Consider the following 20305-nt stretch of genomic DNA (forward strand, 5'->3'; position numbering starts at 1 on the left):
CGCACCATGATCGTGACGACCACTGGCACCGTTGAGGGCTACCAGATCGCCGAATACAAGGGCATCGTCGTGGGCGAGGCGATCATGGGCGCCAATGTGGTCCGTGATGTCTTTGCCCAGATCACCGACATTGTGGGTGGCAGATCAGGTGCTTACGAGAGCAAGCTGCAAGACGCACGCGAAACGGCGCTGAACGAGCTGGAAGACCGCGCCCGCGCCCTTGGTGCGAATGCGGTCGTTGGCGTTGACCTCGACTATGAGGTTGTTGGTCAATCCATGTTGATGGTCTCGGCCAGCGGCACCGCCGTGGTGATCGGATAGGAATTTCGCCCCGAGGGGTATGGGAACAAGAGGCACAAAGGTGTCTCATCGATACAAGACGAGGAAAAAATGCTCGAAATCAAAAACCTGCACGTGAAACTTGAGGAAGAAGACAAGCAGATCCTCAAAGGTGTGAACCTCACCGTCGAAGCTGGCAAGGTGCATGCGATCATGGGGCCAAACGGCTCTGGCAAATCCACGCTGTCCTATGTGCTGTCGGGCAAGGATGGCTACGAGGTCACCGAGGGCTCTGCCTCCTTGCTGGGTGAGGAACTGCTGGAGCTGGAGCCGGAAGAGCGCGCGGCGCTTGGCGTATTCCTGGCGTTCCAGTACCCGGTCGAAATCCCGGGTGTCGGCAACATGACCTTTCTGCGCACTGCGGTGAACGCGCAGCGCAAGGCGCGTGGCGAGGAGGAGCTGTCGGCGGCGGATTTCCTCAAGCATGTGCGCGAGAAGGCCAAGGAGCTGAAGATCGACGCCGAAATGCTGAAGCGCCCGGTCAATGTCGGCTTCTCCGGTGGTGAGAAAAAGCGCAACGAAATCCTGCAGATGGCGATGCTGGAGCCCAAAATGTGCATCCTGGACGAGACCGACTCCGGCCTCGACGTGGATGCGATGAAACTGGTGGCCGACGGTGTGAACGCGCTGCGTGACGAAGGCCGCGGCTTCCTCGTCATCACCCACTACCAGCGCCTGCTGGATCACATCAAACCGGACGTCGTGCACATCATGGCCGATGGCCGCATCGTCAAGACCGGCGGCCCCGAGCTGGCGCTCGAGGTGGAAAACAACGGTTACGCAGACATCATGTCCGAGGTGGCGTAATGGCACTTCCCGAGCTGAAACAATCGACGACCGAGGCGCGCCTGGCCGCCTTGTCATTGCCCGAGGGCGGCTGCCTTGATGCGGCGCGCCGGGCGGCGGTGGCGCGGGTTCAAACGATGGGCCTGCCGGATCGCCGTGACGAATATTGGAAATACACCCGTCCGGATACGCTGACGGCGGCACAGGGTCCGTCCGCGGCCGTCTTCGACAGCGGCGAAGCGCCGATGTTCGACACCTTTGATCGCATCCGCATCGTCTTTGTCGATGGTGTCTTTGATGCCGACGCCTCCGACGATCTTTCGCTGGAGGGGGTGAGCATTGAGTGCCTTGCCGAAATCCAGGGTAAAGATATCCATTGGGCCAAGGACATATACGGCGTTCTTGAAGCGCGTGGACAAACGCCGGTGCAGCGCCCTCTGGCCGCGCTCAACACCGCGTTTGCAACCGATGGCGTGGTCATTCACGTCACCGGCACGCCGTCCAAACCGATCAATCTGGTCTATCGCCACGAGAATGAATCCTCCGACGCGATCCTGCACCATGTGATCAAGGTGGACAGCGGCGCCGAGGCCACGATCCTTGAAAACGGGCCTGCCGCTTCGCGTTTCAACAAGGCGATGGAAATCGATATTGCGGACAATGGCACGCTGCATCTGGTGCGCGCGCAGGGTCGCGATCATGAACGCCGTGCGGCGACGCATCTGTTTGCGCGCCTGGGGCAGGAATCCGTTTTCAAGAGCTTTACGCTTACCGTGAATGGCGTGTTGACGCGCAACGAAGCCGTGGTTGAGTTCCTTGGCGATGACGCCGTGGCGCATGTGGCCGGGGCCTGCGTTGGGGACGGTGATTTTCATCACGACGATACGGTGTTTGTCACTCATGACGCGGTGAACTGCGAGAGCCGTCAGGTCTTCAAAAAGGTTCTGCGCAACGGCGCAACCGGCGTGTTCCAGGGCAAGATCCTGGTGAAGGAAGGCGCGCAAAAGACGGATGGCTATCAGATTTCCCAGTCTTTGCTGCTGGATGACGACAGCCAGTTCCTCGCCAAGCCCGAGCTTGAGATCTATGCCGACGATGTGGCCTGTTCGCACGGGTCCACCTCGGGTGCGATCGACGAGGACGGGCTGTTCTACCTGCGTTCGCGCGGCGTTCCCGAGAGCGAGGCAACCGACCTGATGACCCTGGCGTTCCTGGCCGAGGCGGTGGCCGAGATCGAAAGCGATGAGATCGCCGCCAGTATCAACGACCGCCTCTATGGCTGGCTCGCGCGTCGGCGCTGAGGTCCGGCATGGCTGTGACGGCAGACATCACGGCAACCTATCGGGGGCCGCGCAAGGTGATTGCGCGGCTTCTGTCGATGGGGCACCGTGAAGATCGACTTTTGGCTTTTCTGATGGGGGCTTGTGCGTTGATGTTCATCGCACAGATGCCGCGTCTCGCCCGCGAGGCGCATCTGACCGGACAGGACCTCAACATGCTGCTGGGTGGCGCGCTGCTGGGCATCATCTTTATCGCGCCGCTGGCGCTTTATGCGTTTGCCTGGCTTTCGCATATGCTGGCGCGTCTCCTGGGCGGGCAGGGCGATGGGTTCAGGGGCCGTCTGGCCCTGTTCTGGGCCTTCCTGGCGTCGACGCCGATCCTGCTGTTGAACGGGCTTGTGGCCGGGTTCATCGGCTCAGGCCCGGCGCTGAATGGCGTTGGTCTTTTGTGGCTGGCTGTGTTCCTCTGGTTCTGGCTCTCCGGCCTGCGCGAAGCCTATTGGGGACAGGCATGATGGATTTCAAAGCCCTGGCGATCGAGACAATCACAAACCCTGCGCAGGCGGCGCGTTCCGTTCTGGCCCAGAGGTTTGAGGCCGACGTGGTCTGGACCGGCTTTGGCCTGACGGTCGTGCTGAGCGTCTTTCTCTATGCGTTGCAGGCCCAGCTGCTCGGCCTGCCATCAAACGCCTTGTTTCCCAACCTCAGCCCGGCACTCTTTGGTGGCTTTCTGGTGGTGTTGCAGTTGGGCTATGCCATCTGTTCCGTGACCATTGGCAGATGGATGGGCGGGCAGGCGGCATTTGTGCCGTTCTTTGCCCTGCTGGTGTGGTTGCGATTTGTGAATATCGCTGTGCAAGCCATTGCAATCGTTCTTGTATTTATCGTTCCGCCTGTTGCGGCGATATTGAACCTGGTCGCTGCCATCTATGGGATCTATGTGTTGGCCCACTTCACCAACGAGGGCCTTGGTCTCAACGCGCTCGGAAAATCGTTCGGTGTGATCTTTATGGCCGGCCTTGGCGCGATGACTGCCGTGCTGATCCTGATGGGGCTGTTTGCTCCCACAATCCTGGAGACGTCCAATGTATGATGTCGAAAAAATCAGAGCCGACTTCCCGATCCTCTCGCGAGAGGTGAACGGCAAGCCGCTGACCTATCTCGACAACGGCGCATCGGCGCAAAAGCCGAGCTGCGTGATCGACGCCGTGACCAAAGCCTATGCGGAGGAATATTCCAATGTTCACCGTGGCTTGCATTATCTGTCTAACCTCGCGACAGAGAAATACGAAGGCGTGCGCGGCACGATCGCGCGGTTCCTGAATGCCGCGCATGAGGACCATATTGTCCTGAATTCCGGCACCACCGAAGGCATCAATCTCGTGGCCTATGGCTGGGCCATGCCGCAACTTCAGGCGGGCGATGAGATCATCCTGTCTGTGATGGAGCATCACGCCAATATCGTTCCCTGGCATTTCCTGCGCGAGCGTCAGGGGGTTGTCCTGAAATGGGTTGAAACCGACGCCGACGGCAGCCTTGATCCGCAGAAGGTGCTGGATGCTATTACGCCGCGAACAAAACTGATCGCAATCACCCAGTGTTCCAATGTTTTGGGGACCGTTGTTGATGTAAAAACCATCACGTCCGGAGCCCATGACAAAGGCGTGCCAGTGCTGGTGGATGGATCTCAGGGCGCGGTGCACATGCCCGTTGATGTGCAGGATCTCGGGTGCGATTTCTATGCGATCACCGGACATAAGCTCTATGGGCCGTCGGCTTCGGGTGCGATCTATATCCGACCGGAGCGCATGGCCGAGATGCGGCCATTCATCGGTGGTGGCGATATGATCAAGGAGGTCTCCAGGGATCGCGTGATCTACAATGATCCGCCGATGAAATTCGAGGCGGGGACGCCCGGGATCGTCCAGACCATCGGCTTTGGTGTGGCGCTAGAGTATCTGATGGATATCGGCATGTCACAGATTGCGGCGCATGAGGCCGATCTTCGCGACTATGCGACGGCACGTTTCCAGGGGCTCAACTGGTTGAACGTCCAGGGGCATGCTCCTGGGAAGGCGGCGATTTTCAGCCTCACGCTCGAAGGTGCAGCGCATGCACATGACATTTCGACGATCCTCGACAAGAAAGGCGTCGCGGTGCGTGCCGGTCACCACTGTGCCGGACCGCTCATGGATCATCTGGGTGTGACGGCGACCTGTCGCGCGTCGTTTGGGATGTACAACACGCGGGCCGAAGTGGATCGACTGGTCGACGCCCTTGAGCTCGCGCACGAGCTATTCGCGTAGGAAATAGGTGCTGTGACATGCCGTTTGCGCATGTCACAGCATAAAATTTTTACATAATACTGATTATGCGACTTTCCCTCGACGACACCAAATTGCCCTTTCCCTGTCTCGTCCCTGATGAGTTCTTTCATGGAGGATTTTTTATATACTTTCAACCCCTGATCGAGCTGCGCCGGCCGGCGCGCCTGGTCAGCATCGAGCAGTATATAAAGAAAAACGCCGCGACCTACCAAGTCGCGGCGTTTCACTCCGTCGCCTAATGATCTGAAATCAAAGGCGAATGATCTTTTCCAGATACGACAGACCGACGCCGCCCGCTGCGGTCAGCCCGCCAACAATTTGTTGCGCGGTCGCTTCATCCGCGATCCCTTCGGCCATCAGCCAGCCGCCCAGGACGGTCGCGCCGTGACGGATCATCGGACCCGCAAACTTCGAAATGATGAGTGTTTTCAACATGGTTATGCTCCTTTCCAAAAGCTCTTTTCGAGGTACGTCACGCGCTCATCCAGACGCGCAATGTCTTTTTCCTGTTCAGCTTGACCGCGCAGGACGCCGCCAAGCCTGAACCAGATCCCGCCCACGCCGCCGACGGTCACGACCGCAAGCACCGTTTGCACGATTTCCGGGGTAATCACTTGAGAACCCCCCCGGCTTTCAGGGCGCGATAGCTCACATAAAGCGCACCACCTGCAACGCTCCACTTGGCAAGTTTTGTCGCACTTTCAGCGGCTTGCCCTGCATCGCTAATGGCCTTGCCGCCAAGGTAGAGACTGCCCAGGGCGATGCCGCCCCAAATCAACGGCGCAACCATCAGAACAGCCCCTTGATGTGGTCGAGAATGGTCTTTGGCGCGACGTGCGACTTGTTCAGACCGTCACCCGCATAATAGCTCTGACCCTTGGCCGTGCGCCCTTTGCGATCAGTCGTCAGCGCGGGCAAAGAGGCCCATTCCATCGACAAGCGCTGCCCGAACTCGGTTTCGTCAATAAGCCCCGCCTGATACGCCCCGAGGCCCCGGTAGTTCATGCGCGAGACTGCAATCTTGTCCTGCACGGCGGGCGTGAAGCGATCATTCATCGACACGGTGCCGTTGCGCACCTCATCGCGGAGCGTCCCGCGGATAACCTGGTACTTGCCCGCGGCACTGGATGCGCTGCCAGCGGCAACGCTGCGATCCTGCCAATCCAGAACCTCGGCAACCGTCATGGACGTGATCGGCTTGGGCGGTGCGAGTTTCGTCCCGCCGTAAACCTGATCGTAGCCCTTCGGAGCCTCGACGCTGCCGATCAGATCCAGCAAGCCGCCAAGTCCCTTGCCGCCGCTGGATGCGGGCGGGCTGTTGGTGTTTGCAGATCCCGGGACGCGGTCAATATCCCACCCGCCGCCGACGCCGGGGCTGCTCTTGCCGCCGCCCAGCCAGCCGCCGCGTTCGATCGCGCCAAACAGGGTGTCCACGCCCCAGCCGACAAGGGCCGATTTCAGGTCGCCACCCTGCCCGCCACCGCTGCCCTGCATCGCGGCCAGTTTGGCCTTTGCTCCGCCGGTCTGATAGACCGCCGGCTGAATGATTGCCTGCTGTTCGGCGTCCTTCTGTTTGGTCTCGCGCCACGCTGCATATGTGGCCACCACCACACCCGCGCCCAGAACGGCCAAAGCTCCACGACTTCCCATCTTCTGCCCCCTCAATAAGCAACAAATTCGGGTGCCTTGACCACATCGGCCATGGCTTCTGCCCCATCATCCCAAAGCACACGATCTGCGGCGTCCGCGTAGGTATCGCGGAGGCTGATCGTCATGCACTCAAGGTAACTTTCGTCATAGTCCGCAGCGACCGCCGGACGTTCGTTTGTGAAGGTCAACAGCAGCGTGTTTGCGTCGATCCAGCACAGATCCGGCGTCCCGACTTGGTTGCTGGTGTCGTTGATGTTGCTGTTTGCGAAATAGAGCCGCTTGATCGGGATGATCTGCGCGCGATCCCAGATGTTGTCGAAGTGACCCGATCCGCGCGCTACGCGGCCCCAATAGAGCCACACATCGCCGGGGCCACCGTCAATCGTGCGCCGCCCGGTGAACACGAAATGCAGCTCGTCGGTTTGGTCCCCGTCGATGGTTTCCCACGTGGGCAACCAGCCGGAGACAACACCTTTCCGGCGCGGCCGCATTTTGCAGTTGATCGGGCTATAAGTCGCAAAATCGTTCCCGAACGGGCAATCCTGAATGGCCGCGCTCTCAATGCGCGCTTGGTCAATCCCGGCCTCGTCGATGGACCAAAACCGAATTGGATAGGAGCTGCCTTGAGAGCGGATGAAGCCGCAGAGGCGAGAGCTTCCACCGTTTTTGTACCAGCATACAGACGGTTCAACCCCGGCATTCAGATTGCCGATGTTGCCGACCCAAGCAATTGTCCCGTCACCATCTTTCGGCGTACCATTTGCAAAGCCAATGCATGGCCTCGCGAACCCGGTCAGCCCATGGAAGCCGAAGTAAACGTTGCCGTTTTCACCGTCATTCGACCCATAAACGCTCGGGGATGTGACCAGCGTCGGCAGGCCGCTTGTCGTCACGCTATATGCGCTATTTACGGTAGTGCGCAGCCGTGCGCCCAAACTGGCGCCGCCGAAAGTCGCGACTTGCCATGCAGCCTCTGCCTGCACCAGTGCGCCGCCTGCTGTGTCCTGACTGTATTCTGGAAGGTCGCGGTACAGAAAGTTCAAAATCGTGCCATCGGACGCCAGCGCGACCCGTTTCGGACCTTCGGTCGCATCCACTGGTGGCAGGATGGTCGCGCCGAATACCTCTATTTCGCCGGTCATTCCAAGTTCTTGTCCAGAGCGGAACCGCGCAGCATTGCGGCCCTTTTCGGTCAAAACGACCTCCGACCAATCCATAGAGCCCGGATCGTGACCTGTCGCGGCCATATAGCCCACGTGCGCCACGCCGTTGTAAGCGTTAGGGGTTCCCTGCGGCCACCCCAGCGCGGTGCGCCCGCCCTCGATGATGACGCTGCGCCGGTCAATCGTACCCGGCGCCGGGAGGTCGACGGTCGCGGTCCCATCGAAGTTCGTAACGCGCCAAAAGCCGTTGCGTGCACCGGGCAGGTTTGGCACCGCAGTCACCGGCCAGCTCTTGCCCTCAAGATCCACCAGCCCCACACCGACCGCCGCCGCCATGTTGGCGAATGCGGTGTCATTTGATGCAGGCGTGCCGACTTCCGACGCACCATAGGAGGAAGGCCGCGAGACCAGTCCAGGCGAACCATCGTTACCCGGATCGCCCTTGTCGCCTTTGTCTCCGGTTTGTCCCTGCCATTCTCCGATAATGGTGTAGGTATCGACAGCATCAACTCGGTATACGTTGCCGTTGTCGTGATAATAAATATCTCCGACGTGATCGGCATTGGCGGCATAGGTCGAAATTGCATTGCCGCTGCCGAAATTGTGTCCGTCTGCGCCCGGTGCGCCCGGTGCGCCATCCTGCCCGTCATCGCCCGGAATGCCTTGCGGGCCGCGCGGCCCAACCAAAATAAGCTGCGACATTCTCAGACCTCCTTACGGATAGAGAGGGCCGACAGATCGACGCCCGCACCGTTTGGGTTGTAGGCATAGACCGCCGCCGAAGCGGTGAGCAAAGCGCCCTCGGACGCTTTCAACAAAAGACCGCCTGCCGTGGTCATTGCATCGCCGCGCAACCAAACGTCGTCCGTATCGGACAGGTTGCGCACCGCCAGCTCCTGACGTCGCAGATCCGCCCCGTCGACAAGAGCGGATGCGCCAGCTCCGACCGTGAAAACGTCGATTGTGTCGATGACGCTCGGCGCGGTGGTCTCGACCTCGACCGACCCCGAAACAACAAGGCGTGCGTCAGTCACATCGCCCCGGCCAAAGCCCAGCCGGACGCTGATGTCCTGGGCGTGCGGATTATAGATCCGAATCCGGTTGAACTGGTTTTTGACGGTGAACGTCAGGCCCTGTTCAAAGTTGGTTTCGGTGCCGTTGTCGAACGCGATTTTGAAGGGTGCCGTTGCTTCAAGGCAAATCAGAAACTCGGCCTGACGCGCCACCTCCAACCGGCCCCCAGCGGGAACCGTCCACGTGTTTGCCTGATATTGCGGGGCTTTGTTGTTCATTTCAGCACCTTTGAAGCGATGAAGGCCAAAGCAGCCGCCGGAATGCCGATCTTGACGATCAGCTCGGAAATCTGCCCTTCCTCAGTTTTTGCCATCTGTTGCGTGGTTTTGAGCGCGGTGGAGAGGGTGTTTGTAACCCGCGCCGTGTGTTCGTCCTGGGCATGCAAAGCGCCCTCAACCAGCTCCGCCGCGCGGTCCAATGCATCGCCGCCGGTCCAAAGCGCCTCCTCCCCAAAGGCAAGCGCTTGCTCCCCCAGCTCGAACGCCTCATCCGCCACCACATTCACCGAAACATCGCCCGTCGCGGAAACGCCGATACTGCCTGCATCGGTCGCAACGCGGCGATCTTCGGTCACGTTCTGTGTCTGGTTGCTGCTGCTGCTACTGCTGCCCATGGCGCATGTCCTTTTCGAGTTTCCACATCGGCCCGGGCCGGGTTTCGCGGTTTATGTACCCCTGCCCCTCCATCACGCGGCGCAGGCCGGGACGCCGGGTCCAGAAGCGCAAACGCCGTGCGCCGGTCAGCTTGGCCATCCCCTCGAAGACCCGCGCCACCTCAGACGCCACAGCCGCGCCGGGTGAGCCGTCACAGGCCATCGCAAGCACCGTCAGCGCCCCATCGGCCTCGACATCCCACACAAGCCCCCCTAGCGGCTCTCCGTCGATCTGAACCGACCACAGAGCCAAGCGGCCACTGGTGACGCCATCGCGCCAATCCGCCATAAACTCGGCAGATCCCGGCACGCGGGCCAAAACCCGCTCGACGCGCCGCGACCACCGCGCCGCGCCAAAGGTCACTTTCGGAGTGCAAGCCAAACGACCAATCCCCCGATTGCCCAGGGCAACGCCTGCCGCGCCACTTCCTGCCACGTCTCTGCCGCCGCGCTCTTGAAGTGAAAGGCCCCGGTTGTTGACTGCCCGCCCGATCCCCCGGCCTCGGACACTGCCGGACCAGAGGACAGGGAGAGCGGTGGCAAAGGTCCGCCCGCAGCCATTACTTGCCCGACGCCGCGTAGATCACAGCGCCGACCGCAACCGCGCCCAGGGCAATCACGCCCCAGCTCATGCCGCCGCCATTGCCGCCGGAGCCATAAGCGACAGGCACGACCTGCGCGCCGCCACCGCCGCCATCACCTTTCGACCCCATGTTGTTCAACACAACGCTGGTCAGGCCCTTGAGCCAGTCCACGGAAGGCGAGCTGCCATCAATGGAGCCGGTCACGCTGCCGCGCGGTGCTTCCATCACAGGGACGCCCAAATCGAGCGATCCGATACTTGGGCGATAAATGTCCGTGGAACCGTATTTGCTGCCCCACGAATAGGTGTTACCGCCTGCGCTCGACCCGTATTTTTTGGAAAAGTAGTCCGAAATCGACACTTTGTTTCCTCCTGATGCGCGGGGGGATAGCCCCCCGCTCTTGCCCGATCAGACAGCGCCTTGGACGCTCTCCGCATAGATCGAGTGGTTGCCGGTCGCGGTGAAATCGAGCTTCAGGCGGAAGTCCTGCAAGGCCATGGGCATGGCCTCGGCGAGACGGTTTTCCGTGCAAAAGTCGATGTGCGTGAAGCCGGTCTGCGGGGCGCGTTCGATCACCCCGTAATGGGCTGCACGCAGGGGCTTGTCCGACTCGTGCACCTTGCGGTTATCCGCGTGCACTTCCACCGTGGTAATCGCACTGGTCGCGACGTGCAGACCAAGCATCGCATAGCCACCGCGCACGATGTCTGCGATTTCGGCCTCGCCGGTCACGCCCTGATTGTGGATGTACCGCTGAATGCGCAGGTGCGGCCCGAAAGCGCGCCCCGGCGACTGCACGGCGGAAACCGTCAGGCTGTTGATGGTGATCCCGGTTTTCAGGTCCATTTCCAGCGTAAACGCTGCCATGCCCCCGGCGGTGCCGTAGCCGGTTTGATCCTCGCCGTTGATGGTCCGCATCCACGGGCGGGACAGGAACAGCGGCAGCACACCGGCAACCAGCGTCTGGCCGTAATACTGGTTGAGTTTGACCAGGTCTGCGGCGGTGATCTGGATTTTGCTCTCACCGTCCACCATCAGGCGGATTTCGTCGATGTAGGTTCCCCAGTCAGCGGCAGGCACATCGCGCGGCGTGCCATCCACGTTCATGCGGATATAAAGCCGCTCATAGGTCAGGCCCAGCGGCAGGCTTACGGACGCGGTTTGACCCGGCCCGATGCCCAGCGGCGTCGGCATTTTCTTGAGGGTGCGTGTCATGTGCGCCCCCGATTACATGTCGTAGCCAGCGCGTGCCTGAGCGATCACGCTCACGTCACGAAGCTGGTACATTACGAACCCGGCCAGCATGACGCCAACCGTCACCAGACCGACGCTCTTCACGTCCTGTTTCTTAAGCATAGACTTCCCCTTCTGCTTCTTCTTCGGCGCTCGGAATGAGGCCACCGATTGAAACGGGGTCGCCTTCAAGGTGGCGGCGGATCAGGAAGACCGCGAGGCCCCCTGCAACCGTCACTGCAAACGCGCTTAGAAGGTCGCTGCCCTTCATGATGATTTACCCCGTGTAACTTCCACGGGATCAGCTCTAGGGGGGAGAGTTGGGGTCTGTAAAATCTAGGTATAGATAACCTATACGTAGCGAATTTTCGGGGTTTCAGGCCCTACGTATAGGTAGAGGCTTCACTCCTGACACTGTCCAAAGTTCCTCTCTTCAACAGGTGTTTCCTGCCGTTCAAAGGAAAGAAACTTGCCACTTGAAGGGAAGGAAACTCCGAACCCGGCATTTGCCCAGGCCCATCGGCCCTGTCCAAATTCGGGGCTGTATGCGTCGCAGTCTTTTCCGAGATAGAGAGTGACACCCGCAGATCGTAAAATCGCGCCGTTTTTGTTCTTCTCTACGCTGTATTCGTGCCGTCCATCAGAGAGCTTGTAGGGCAGCACTTGGCCAAACGAAGCGCTACCGAACAGAATTGCTGCGAAAGAGAGAGTTAGGCGGATATTCATTGAGAATCGCTCCTGGTTGTTTCCCTCCTAACTATCGCCGTACTTTTCTTTTCGGAAAGACGATTTTGCCGCGATTAAGGACGCCATGGCGCTCGTGGATGTATTCCAGATTTGCCAGCCCCTTAACCGCGCCCTTGTCGCCACCTAGCTCGGCCGCAGCGGCGTCCAGGTCGCGAGGCCCCTTCTGGGCCAACACAACGGTTTCGGTGCAGTTGTTGCGAAACCGGGTCGCGACCTCGGCGATCCGTTGACTGACGCCGATGATTTCAATCCCGTAGTGCCGCCCCCGGCTGCACACATCGGCAAAGCCGGGGCATTTCTGAGCGCCACCGGCCACCGGAAAACTGAGGTTCATTTCCTCGACAACCAGCGTCAACATTTTGGCTCCGCGCTTTCCGTCCTTAAATGGCTGTTGCGCCGCCATCAGCAACTTGCACAGCGCCGACAGCGCCGCCGCCTCCCGGCCCGCCGGTGGCACGTATGCAACGCGGAACCCCTGCCAGTTGGCAACCATCGCCTGCCGCACTTGGTCCAAGCTGTTTCTGGCGCGGTGTTCGACCGTATCTATACGTAGTGCCTCGCCGTACTCGGCCAGCGGATCAAAGACCACCAGCCGGGACCGGCCCTTGAGCATGCGCTTTACGTAGGATGATTTCCCCGATCCAGACCGACCCCAGACGCCAATCCGGCCTGCGTTGCTGGTTGCGCTCATGCCGCTTGCTCCTGTCCCATCCAATCAAGCGGCCCTGCACCTGCCGGGGGCTGGTCGCTGTTGGCGGGTTGCGGCGTGTCCTGCGCTGGCTGTTCGATCCCCTCGCGGCGCTGCTGTTTCGCGGCGACTGCGGCGCGGCGGCGTTCTTCCAGGATCATTCGAACAATCATCACTTTTGCCAGGATAAACGGCGCGGCGCGTGACAAGCGGGCAAACATTTCCGACTGCGGCGACAGAGCGGACGGAAAATAGATTTCGAGCAGCTCATAAATCGCGTCGGACGCATCGCGGGCAATTTCGGTTTCGTCCGGCTGGATCGCGAGCGGCTTCCACTGCGCGGAGAACATCCCCGGCAATCCAAAGCTGTGCCGGAAGGCGACGAAAAACGCCTCTTTCGAGATCTGTTCGACCTCGGCCATGGCGTCCAGCGGTTCCCCGGTCTCGGCGTCCAGATGCACCACGTCATCAGCTCCGCCGCCTTCGGCCTCAAGGTCCGGCGCGCGGAAAGACTGCATATGCTCCGCCCCAGACCCGCCGGGATCGTCAGGAGAGCCGGTTTCTAGCCCCTCTAGGCTGTCAATTTCAAATTCTGCGGCGTTGGTCATCCGAAAAGCCCTCCGTGGCTCTGTTTGAGCCGCTCTGGCGGCGCTGTGTTTTCATTGGCGGGCGGAGCGTTGTCCGCGTTGGCGACAGCAGGTGCCTTGCCGGTACCGAGCTTGAGCGGAAGCCGAACCTTCAAAGGCTGCTCTCCACCCTCCCGATAAGCCTTGCGCAGCACGAAGCTGACGCGCTGTCCCCAGCGTTGCGAATGGCAGCACTGCAACCCTTGGTCATCGGCGTGGCCGCAGTAGTAGTAAGCGCCGCCGTTCTTGTTCGCCCGGATCTGCACCGACCCCCCGCAGCACTCACAGGATGCCAGCGCAAGTGTGGTCTGCGGCGCAACTTGAAATTGTCCATTGTAGCTCATGCCTTGCCCTTCTTTTTGCCTTCGGCGATCCGTTTCTTCAGCGCTTCCAGCCGCTTCTTCCTGATCGCTTCGTTTTGGGACCGAACCAGCTGCTTTCTGATCTGGCGATCATGCCATTGAGGCGCTGCGATCATGACGCGGCCCCCTCATCGAGAAATGGCGTGATCGCGTCCAGGCGCGCCGCTAGCTCGACCATAAAGGCCCCGGTCTCTTCGACCAGCTGCGGCCCCTTCGTCATCTGAGCCACGGCACCGGCGGCGCGCAGCTCTTGGGCGCGACGGTGTAGATCCTCGGCCCGTTTTTTCATCGGCTGCATGTTCGTCCCTTCTGCAACTGTTGCGAATGCAACTATTCAGCCAGAGGACCGCCAAAAAATCAACTTTTGATATGTCTCCCCTGCCCGTCAAACCTCCAATAATTGCGTTCTTCGCATGCGTTGTTCCTCCCCCGTTTGCCCCCCGTTCCGCCCCCGTTCGCAAAAGAGCGGCCCCGGTCGCAATCAAGCGATCAGGGCCGAAAATTCCACCTTCCTCAATTCTAAGCGGGCGCGAAGCGCCCTCGAAACTCTGACCTTGCCGCGCCACTATGGCGCAGCCCTATTCAGCCTCCGACACTGGCTCCAGCCGATCCCGGTCGCGATTGGCTGAATTGGGCTTTCACCTCCGGTCGTGTGGGGCACCACCTATCCTCCTGCCGCCGACTAGGCGGCTCCTTCTATCGTCAGTTCGCAAGAACTGGCGTGGTGGTTCCTGTGGAACCTATGGAGGGGGGGCGCATAATGTACCCCCTTTAGGTGCGAAAATGTACCCCCTTTAGTGTCCATAATGTGCCCCCTTTAAATGCTGTCGAGGCGAAAGGTACCCGTCGCGATCACTCGCCGGGTTCCCCTAGTATTTCGAGAGCCTTCAACGGTCCAAACTTTCCTTTCAGGAACCTCCATGCGGCGTCTCGATCTCGCTTTTCTTCCATCAGCTCAATTTGCTCATCTGCGGGTGTCGTGTTGCTGCCTGGTACGCATAGCCGCCACGTTGTGGGCTTGGCCCTGCCACCCTCCCAGCCCTTGATCGGTTTAATGCTGCCTTCCTTTCGCAGCTCGATGAGGGCGCGTTTTACTGATCTCAGGCAGCAGCCGCACTTTGCCATAAGCTGCTCCTTGGTGATCGTGACAACGGGTTTGTCAAAATCCGCCTCATCCCACATCTTTTCCAAGATCCGCGCGGTTGTGTATCCCGCCTTGGTCGCTGCCATTGCGGCGCGGCGGGTCTTTCTGGTGGCAGAGCACGCGGCGCGATATTCATCCTCGTTCCGGTAGCCTTTGCGCTGCCATTTCGGCGCTCTCTTGCTGGTCATTGGCCGTTCGCCTTTCCAATGGCGGCGGCGATCTCATCGACCACAAAGCACAAAGGCAGATCCTCCAGTGTGCCCGCTTCGTCCATGGCCTTGATGTGGTTGTAAACAACCATCTTCCCGCGCCGCAGGAAGCGTGCAATTTGCGGGGCTTTGTAGCCCTTGGCGTGTCCGATGCGCATAACATCGCGCTCGAAGTCGCTAATATACTTTGCCTTTGCCATTGCCTCTTTACGCAAGTTGGCGGCGCGTCTATAAGGTTTCTGCGGAGTTAGGCCAATATGGCTTGGTCTAATCCCTTCGGGGCTCTCACAGGTGCTTTCGAGACACCTGTCATCCGCTACCCTACTCCCCTTATTTTACTGGCAAAATTACGCATTCATATTACTGATTATAAGACTTCCTCATACGAAAAAAGCGCGCCCTGATTTGGAGCGCGCTTTTCCTTTTCTGACCCGCTGGATGTCAGTCCCGAACGATCAGCACCGAACATTTGGCATACCGTGCCACCCTTGCAGAATTTGGACCTTGCAACCGGTCCATCAGCTCCGGCTTATGCGCGCCCATGACCACCAGGTCTGCGTCAGCGCGTTTGATCGCGTCGAGGATCATCTCATAGACGTTTGCCCCGACTTCAACGATATGCTGGACGTTCTTCATGTCCGGAACATGGGTCTTCACAAAGGCATGCAACTGCTTGTCCGCTTCCTTCACCGCCGCCTTCATCGTGCCCTCCTTGAAGAACGATCCGACGATGCTCATGCCATAGTCCGGCACCACGGTGACCACGCTCAGCGTGGCCCCGTAGAACGTCGCAAGCTCGGCAGCCCGTTGCAAGAGCGTCGCCTCGGTGTCCATATGCGTCAGGTCCACCGCACAGAGTATATGTTTGGTCATTGGGCCATTCCTTCCTCTTTGCGTTTCCGGCCAAGCTGTAGCGCCACGATGAATGCCAGGACCAGGAACGCCGGAATATAGAAGACTTCTTTGGGCAAGCGGTCCGATTCAACTTCCATTTCAACGAGTTCCCAGTCGAAGTCGATGCCGAGTTGTTCTGCTGGACCGCCAAAGTTCAGACTGTCCACATAGATCCTATCACTTTCCTCGCGAAACTCGATGCCTGCTCCGTCATAAAGCCGGGTTCGTCCATCAGCCCCTTTGGGGCCAAGTGGAAGCAGGAAGCGGGCATCGACCATATCGCCTTCGAGGCTTTCCCCCTTGAGGCGCACGCGCAAGGTTCCTCCATCTTCGACCCTCTCGGCCATCTGAAAGACCGCCGAGCCCGGACGTGTCTCGAACGCCGGCTGGATCTGGTCCAGGAAAAACCCTGGGCGGAACAGCGTAAACGCCACAAGCAACAGCAGCGCACTCTCCCAGATCTTTGATTTCACGAGGAAATAATTCATCGTCGAAGCCGCGAACAGCAGCATCGCGATCATCGCCACAAGGAACACAAAGATCGCCTGCACCGGTCCCACATCAATCAGCAGCAGATCGGTGTTGAAGATGAACAGGAACGGCAGCAGCGCAGTCCGGATGGAGTAGAAAAACGCCTGAAAACCGGTGCGCAGCGGATCGCCTTTGGAAATCGCGGCGGCGGCAAAGCTGGCCAGCCCCACCGGCGGCGTTACATCCGCCATGATGCCGAAATAGAACACGAACATATGGACCGCGACCAGCGGCACGATCAGGCCGTTCTGCGCGCCGAGTTCGACCACAACACCCGCCATCAAGGAACTGACGACGATGTAGTTTGCAGTGGTCGGCAGGCCCATCCCCAGCACGATGGAAATCAGCGCGACAAAGAACAGCATCGCCAGCACGTTGCCGCCGGAGAGGAACTCGACGAATTCCGCCATCACCTGCCCGATACCGGTCAGGGTCACCGCGCCGACGATAATGCCGGCCACACCCATGGCGCAGGCCAGACCGATCATGTTGCGCGCACCAATGATCAAACCTTCAAAGATGTCTGCAACACCCTGTTTGAACTCGGATATGGCATGATCCTGGCCGCGGAACATGGCCTTGATCGGGTTTTGCGTCGCCAGGATGACCAGCATCGCGACCGAGGACCAGAACGCTGACAGCCCCGGAGATTTCCGTTCGATCATCAGGAGATACATCAGCAAGAGGATCGGCATGATATAGTGGATACCGGTCTTGAAGATCTCACGCGCGGGCGGCAGATCCTGCATCGACTCGATGCTCAGCTCCAGGTCCTCCTCTGCGGCGGCGACACGCAAGGCTAGAACATAGAGCACGGCCATGATGAGCACGATCAGCCATGTGGTGGCCCCGCCGGCGACGCCTTCCAGCGCATTGACGATCACCCCGCAGAGCCAGAGTGTTCCGCCGCCGATCACGATGGAGATGGCAATGGTGAAGATCGCACCCAAGAAGAACTTAACCGGGTTCATGCGGCTGCTCCCGGTCATGCCCATTTTCAGCGCTTCGAGATGCACGATGTAGACCAGCGCAATGTAGGAGATCGCCGCCGGGATGATGGCGGTCTTCACGACCTCGACATAGGGGATGCCGACATATTCGGTCATCAGGAAGGCCACGGCCCCCATCACCGGCGGTGTCAGCACGCCATTGATCGAGGAGGACACTTCGATCGCACCGGCCTTGGTCGCCGGAAAGCCCACACGTTTCATCAGCGGGATGGTGAAGGTGCCTGTCGTAACCACATTTGCGATGGATGAGCCGGAGATCAGCCCGGTCGCAGCAGACCCGATCACGGCGGCCTTTGCCGGGCCACCACGCAGGTGACCCAGGGCTGCAAAGGCCAGTTTCAGAAAGTAGTTCCCTGCCCCGGCCTGATTAAGAAGCGCGCCGAACAGAACAAAAAGAAAGACAAAACCGGAAGAAACACCAAGCGCGACACCAAACACGCCCTCGGTGGTGAGCCACATGTGGCTCATCGCCTTGTTGATGGATGCGCCCTTCCACTGCACCACTTCAGGCAACCACGGAGACGAGCCGAAGAAGACATAGGCGAGGAAGAACAGCGCCACGCCCATAAGGGGAAAACCGAGGCTGCGTCGGGCCGCTTCCAGCAGCAGGACCAGGCCGATCACCGACACGATGACGTCGGTCTGGTTCGGGGCGCCGGATCTCGCCGCCACCCCGGCATAGGCATAGAACAGATAGGACGCACTGAGCGCCCCCACCGCAGCAATGGCCCAGGTTGTGATCGGGATGTGATGGCGCGGGCTGGATTTCAGTCCGGGGAAGGCAATGAAGGCCAGCAAAACCGCAAAACCGAGGTGAATGGCCCGTGTTTGCGTGTCATTCCAGACCCCAACGCCGAGAATGAACGGCAGCGGAGAGGCGATCCAGAGCTGGTATAGCGACCAGACAAGCGGAATGTACCACAGCGCGTTCCGCCCGAACCTGTCCTTGGGCAATCGCCCGCCCGTGTCGCTGTCTGCTACAAAGTCATCCAGCGTGCGGTCGTCCTGATCCGCGGCGCTTTGGTTTTCCGTCATCGTGTCCCCACCCGGTTTGCTATGCACTCTTGCTTTTAACGAAAAAGGGCTTCCGCCACCTGAGGTCAGGGGCGAAAGCCTTTGATTTCACATCAGAAGTGATGAGATCACTTCCAGCCGCGCTCTTGATAGTATTTCAGCGCGCCCGGATGCAGGTCTGCCGACAGGGCATCGTTGACCATTTCCTCTTCGCTCAGGCGCGCGAAGGCCGGGTGCAGTTTCTTGAAGTCGTCGAAGTTTTCGAACACCGCGCTCACCACGGCATAGACCACCTCATCCGCAACGTCAGCAGAGGTCACGAAGGTTGCCTTAGGGCCCCAGGACGGAATGTCATCCGCATTGCCGGGATACATGCCGCCGGGAATGGTCGCGGCCGCATAGGCGGAGTTCTCGGACAGAAGAGTTTCAATGTTCTCACCATCCAAGGGGATAATCTTCACGTCACAGGAGGAGGTGGCCTCCTGGCTGGACCCATTGGGCAGACCGGCGGCCCAGATCGTTGCGTCGATCTTGCCGTCACACAGCGCAGCGGATTGCTCGGAGGACTTCAGCTCTGCGGCGAGGGCAAAATCATCCTTGGTCAGGCCGGAATACTGCATCAGGGTTTCCGCCAGCACGCGGGTGCCGGAGCCGGGGTTTGCAATATTGACCTTTTTGCCCTTGAGGTCTGCGACCGATGCGATGTCAGCGTCGGCGCGGGCCATCAGGTGCATCGGTTCCGGGTGCACGGAGAACAGCGCCCGCAGACCCTCGAATGCGCCATCGGATTCAAATGCGCCGGTGCCTTCAAGGCCGGCTTTCTGGACGTCGGATTGAACCACGCCGAATTCCAGTTCGCCCTGGCGGATGGTGCGGGTGTTATAGACAGAGCCGCCGGTGGATTCCACAGAGCAGCGAATGCCGTGTTCCTTGCGGTCTTTGTTGACCAGTCGGCAGATCGCACCGCCCGTGGGGTAGTACACGCCTGTCACACCGCCGGTCCCGATGGTGATAAACTGCTGTTCGGCTGCGGAGGCCGCGCCGGAAAAGCCCAGTGCCACGGTTGCAGCGGATGCGAGAAGTGTTTGTTTTAGGACCATAAGTTCTCTCCCTGATTAAAACGGAAATCGGTCGTTGTGCCGATAATATGCGGGGAATGCCGCTACAAGTTAATTCTACAGTCAAAGCACATGCGCATGCTTTTCCTGATCATCCAAGGAGTGGTGTGCTGCTGCAGGATCTGCCCTCTGTGGCTCGCCCCATCAGGCCCAAAAGCGCGCGACGGCTAGATGCCAGGTTGATCACCGTAGTTTCGCCACCTGTCTTCCCTCAGAGTGATGAGTGCTTAGTTTAGATGCAACCAGCATTTTTGCAGGGGTGAAAAATTCAGAAATAATCTCAGTTTTGGGAACTGGACCTCCCTGGCCTCGCTTCTATGCGTTACATGCATGGATCTGACGAAACTCAAGAGCCGGAACCTGGGCGGCGCTGCTGTCGTGGTCTTGAGGCCTTCCCTCGCCCCTGCCCGCTTGTTGTGTCACTGCCGACGGACGTAGCACCGGCATGCTGATGGGGGTGCCGTGGAGGCGCGCAGATTGGGTCGGGTTCTGAATTCTTGAGGGTGCGCGCCGGGTGGATCGCCCTGCGAAGTGGTGAAAATGCAAGGGGTGTTAAGTGTTCTGCATTTGAGATTGTGGCTTGGCCTGCGTGTCTCCTTGCGGATCTGCCAGACGGGTGGCCAAAGCAGCGCTGAAAACGATATTTGCGTATGTGCGCCTTTGGTGGTCTTCTGGCTGAGCCAAGTCAGTCGTTTTTGCAAAGCCTGTCGCTCGCGCTTTAGAAAGCTTAACAGCTCCTGTCGTGCTGCTAAGTGTTTCATCGCCAGGCGTTAATCAGAAGCTTAAGGGGTACATACCACAGGCGCCATGCCGCGCCTCCGGTGTCGGTGATCGGCGCAGAGGAATCCCCGCAAAATAACCGCCCTTGCATAAA

Annotated in this window: 29 protein-coding genes; 6 read left to right on the forward strand and 23 right to left on the reverse strand. The window is 59.6% G+C overall.

Annotated features, from left to right (window positions below):
* Positions 1-6: 6 nt before the first annotated feature.
* From MHM88_RS01565 to MHM88_RS01590, 6 genes are all read left to right on the forward strand, one after another.
* The gene (locus MHM88_RS01565; protein ID WP_239320266.1) at positions 7-321 is read left to right on the forward strand and encodes a heavy metal-binding domain-containing protein; all 315 of its coding nucleotides are present in this window, start codon (positions 7-9) and stop codon (positions 319-321) included.
* 69 nt (positions 322-390) lie between these two features.
* Positions 391-1146, forward strand: a complete 756-nt coding sequence (gene sufC, locus MHM88_RS01570; RefSeq protein WP_239320264.1) for a Fe-S cluster assembly ATPase SufC — start codon at positions 391-393, stop codon at positions 1144-1146.
* Positions 1146-2426 carry a SufD family Fe-S cluster assembly protein gene (locus MHM88_RS01575; protein ID WP_239359332.1) on the forward strand — a complete coding sequence of 427 codons (1281 nt, stop codon included), beginning with the start codon at positions 1146-1148 and terminating at the stop codon, positions 2424-2426. Before sufC ends, MHM88_RS01575 begins: the two co-directional genes overlap by 1 nt.
* A gap of 8 nt (positions 2427-2434) precedes the next feature.
* Complete coding sequence (locus MHM88_RS01580; RefSeq protein ID WP_239359334.1) at positions 2435-2920, forward strand: YIP1 family protein; 486 nt, start codon at positions 2435-2437, stop codon at positions 2918-2920.
* Entirely contained in the window at positions 2917-3498 is a 582-nt protein-coding gene (locus tag MHM88_RS01585; RefSeq protein WP_239359336.1) for a YIP1 family protein, read from the forward strand. Before MHM88_RS01580 ends, MHM88_RS01585 begins: the two co-directional genes overlap by 4 nt.
* Complete coding sequence (locus MHM88_RS01590) at positions 3491-4711, forward strand: cysteine desulfurase (RefSeq protein WP_239359338.1); 1221 nt, start codon at positions 3491-3493, stop codon at positions 4709-4711. The genes MHM88_RS01585 and MHM88_RS01590 overlap by 8 nt, the downstream gene beginning before the upstream one ends.
* Before the next feature lie 270 nt (positions 4712-4981).
* Here the strand turns inward: MHM88_RS01590 and MHM88_RS01595 are convergent, their stop codons facing one another.
* From MHM88_RS01595 to MHM88_RS01700, 23 genes are all read right to left on the reverse strand, one after another.
* Positions 4982-5167, reverse strand: a complete 186-nt coding sequence (locus tag MHM88_RS01595) for a hypothetical protein (RefSeq protein WP_239320254.1) — start codon at positions 5165-5167, stop codon at positions 4982-4984.
* Positions 5168-5169: 2 nt separating this feature from the next.
* Positions 5170-5346 (reverse strand): hypothetical protein, encoded by a 177-nt coding sequence (locus MHM88_RS01600; RefSeq protein WP_239320251.1) that lies wholly within the window; start codon positions 5344-5346, stop codon positions 5170-5172.
* The gene (locus MHM88_RS01605; RefSeq protein ID WP_239359340.1) at positions 5343-5522 is read right to left on the reverse strand and encodes a hypothetical protein; all 180 of its coding nucleotides are present in this window, start codon (positions 5520-5522) and stop codon (positions 5343-5345) included. Before MHM88_RS01605 ends, MHM88_RS01600 begins: the two co-directional genes overlap by 4 nt.
* Positions 5522-6382, reverse strand: a complete 861-nt coding sequence (locus MHM88_RS01610) for a hypothetical protein (RefSeq protein ID WP_239359342.1) — start codon at positions 6380-6382, stop codon at positions 5522-5524. The genes MHM88_RS01605 and MHM88_RS01610 overlap by 1 nt, the downstream gene beginning before the upstream one ends.
* 11 nt (positions 6383-6393) lie before the next feature.
* On the reverse strand, positions 6394-8247 hold the full coding sequence (locus MHM88_RS01615) for a collagen-like protein (protein WP_239359344.1): 1854 nt from the start codon (positions 8245-8247) through the stop codon (positions 6394-6396).
* 2 nt (positions 8248-8249) lie between these two features.
* The gene (locus MHM88_RS01620; protein ID WP_239320242.1) at positions 8250-8837 is read right to left on the reverse strand and encodes a hypothetical protein; all 588 of its coding nucleotides are present in this window, start codon (positions 8835-8837) and stop codon (positions 8250-8252) included.
* On the reverse strand, positions 8834-9232 hold the full coding sequence (locus tag MHM88_RS01625) for a hypothetical protein (protein ID WP_239320240.1): 399 nt from the start codon (positions 9230-9232) through the stop codon (positions 8834-8836). Before MHM88_RS01625 ends, MHM88_RS01620 begins: the two co-directional genes overlap by 4 nt.
* Positions 9219-9653: a hypothetical protein gene (locus MHM88_RS01630; protein ID WP_239359346.1), complete on the reverse strand. Its 435-nt coding sequence runs from the start codon at positions 9651-9653 to the stop codon at positions 9219-9221. Before MHM88_RS01630 ends, MHM88_RS01625 begins: the two co-directional genes overlap by 14 nt.
* Before the next feature lie 178 nt (positions 9654-9831).
* Positions 9832-10215: a hypothetical protein gene (locus tag MHM88_RS01635; RefSeq protein ID WP_239359348.1), complete on the reverse strand. Its 384-nt coding sequence runs from the start codon at positions 10213-10215 to the stop codon at positions 9832-9834.
* Positions 10216-10263: 48 nt separating this feature from the next.
* Positions 10264-11070 (reverse strand): major capsid protein P2, encoded by an 807-nt coding sequence (locus tag MHM88_RS01640; protein ID WP_239359352.1) that lies wholly within the window; start codon positions 11068-11070, stop codon positions 10264-10266.
* A 12-nt stretch (positions 11071-11082) separates the two neighbouring features.
* Positions 11083-11211, reverse strand: coding sequence for a hypothetical protein (locus MHM88_RS23085; protein ID WP_255729313.1), 129 nt, complete (start codon positions 11209-11211; stop codon positions 11083-11085).
* A complete protein-coding gene (locus MHM88_RS01645; RefSeq protein ID WP_239359354.1) occupies positions 11204-11359 on the reverse strand; it encodes a hypothetical protein in 156 nt (51 codons plus the stop codon). The genes MHM88_RS23085 and MHM88_RS01645 overlap by 8 nt, the downstream gene beginning before the upstream one ends.
* A 131-nt stretch (positions 11360-11490) precedes the next feature.
* Complete coding sequence (locus tag MHM88_RS01650; protein WP_239359356.1) at positions 11491-11814, reverse strand: hypothetical protein; 324 nt, start codon at positions 11812-11814, stop codon at positions 11491-11493.
* A gap of 31 nt (positions 11815-11845) precedes the next feature.
* Positions 11846-12526 (reverse strand): zonular occludens toxin domain-containing protein, encoded by a 681-nt coding sequence (locus MHM88_RS01655; RefSeq protein ID WP_239359367.1) that lies wholly within the window; start codon positions 12524-12526, stop codon positions 11846-11848.
* Positions 12523-13131 (reverse strand): hypothetical protein, encoded by a 609-nt coding sequence (locus MHM88_RS01660; RefSeq protein ID WP_239359369.1) that lies wholly within the window; start codon positions 13129-13131, stop codon positions 12523-12525. The genes MHM88_RS01655 and MHM88_RS01660 overlap by 4 nt, the downstream gene beginning before the upstream one ends.
* Positions 13128-13493 (reverse strand): zinc ribbon domain-containing protein, encoded by a 366-nt coding sequence (locus tag MHM88_RS01665; RefSeq protein WP_239359371.1) that lies wholly within the window; start codon positions 13491-13493, stop codon positions 13128-13130. The genes MHM88_RS01660 and MHM88_RS01665 overlap by 4 nt, the downstream gene beginning before the upstream one ends.
* Positions 13490-13627, reverse strand: a complete 138-nt coding sequence (locus MHM88_RS01670) for a hypothetical protein (RefSeq protein ID WP_239359373.1) — start codon at positions 13625-13627, stop codon at positions 13490-13492. Before MHM88_RS01670 ends, MHM88_RS01665 begins: the two co-directional genes overlap by 4 nt.
* Positions 13624-13809: a hypothetical protein gene (locus MHM88_RS01675; RefSeq protein WP_239359375.1), complete on the reverse strand. Its 186-nt coding sequence runs from the start codon at positions 13807-13809 to the stop codon at positions 13624-13626. Before MHM88_RS01675 ends, MHM88_RS01670 begins: the two co-directional genes overlap by 4 nt.
* A 554-nt stretch (positions 13810-14363) precedes the next feature.
* The gene (locus tag MHM88_RS01680) at positions 14364-14843 is read right to left on the reverse strand and encodes a hypothetical protein (protein WP_239359377.1); all 480 of its coding nucleotides are present in this window, start codon (positions 14841-14843) and stop codon (positions 14364-14366) included.
* Positions 14840-15064 carry a hypothetical protein gene (locus MHM88_RS01685; RefSeq protein WP_239359379.1) on the reverse strand — a complete coding sequence of 75 codons (225 nt, stop codon included), beginning with the start codon at positions 15062-15064 and terminating at the stop codon, positions 14840-14842. The genes MHM88_RS01680 and MHM88_RS01685 overlap by 4 nt, the downstream gene beginning before the upstream one ends.
* Positions 15065-15305: 241 nt before the next feature.
* Positions 15306-15737: a universal stress protein gene (locus MHM88_RS01690; RefSeq protein WP_239359380.1), complete on the reverse strand. Its 432-nt coding sequence runs from the start codon at positions 15735-15737 to the stop codon at positions 15306-15308.
* A complete protein-coding gene (locus tag MHM88_RS01695; RefSeq protein ID WP_239359381.1) occupies positions 15734-18334 on the reverse strand; it encodes a TRAP transporter permease in 2601 nt (866 codons plus the stop codon). Before MHM88_RS01695 ends, MHM88_RS01690 begins: the two co-directional genes overlap by 4 nt.
* 107 nt (positions 18335-18441) lie before the next feature.
* Positions 18442-19413, reverse strand: coding sequence for a TAXI family TRAP transporter solute-binding subunit (locus MHM88_RS01700; protein WP_239359385.1), 972 nt, complete (start codon positions 19411-19413; stop codon positions 18442-18444).
* Positions 19414-20305: the final 892 nt, after the last annotated feature.

Origin of the sequence: Epibacterium sp. MM17-32, assembly GCF_022348205.1 — a bacterium.
Taxonomy (GTDB): Bacteria; Pseudomonadota; Alphaproteobacteria; order Rhodobacterales; family Rhodobacteraceae; genus Epibacterium.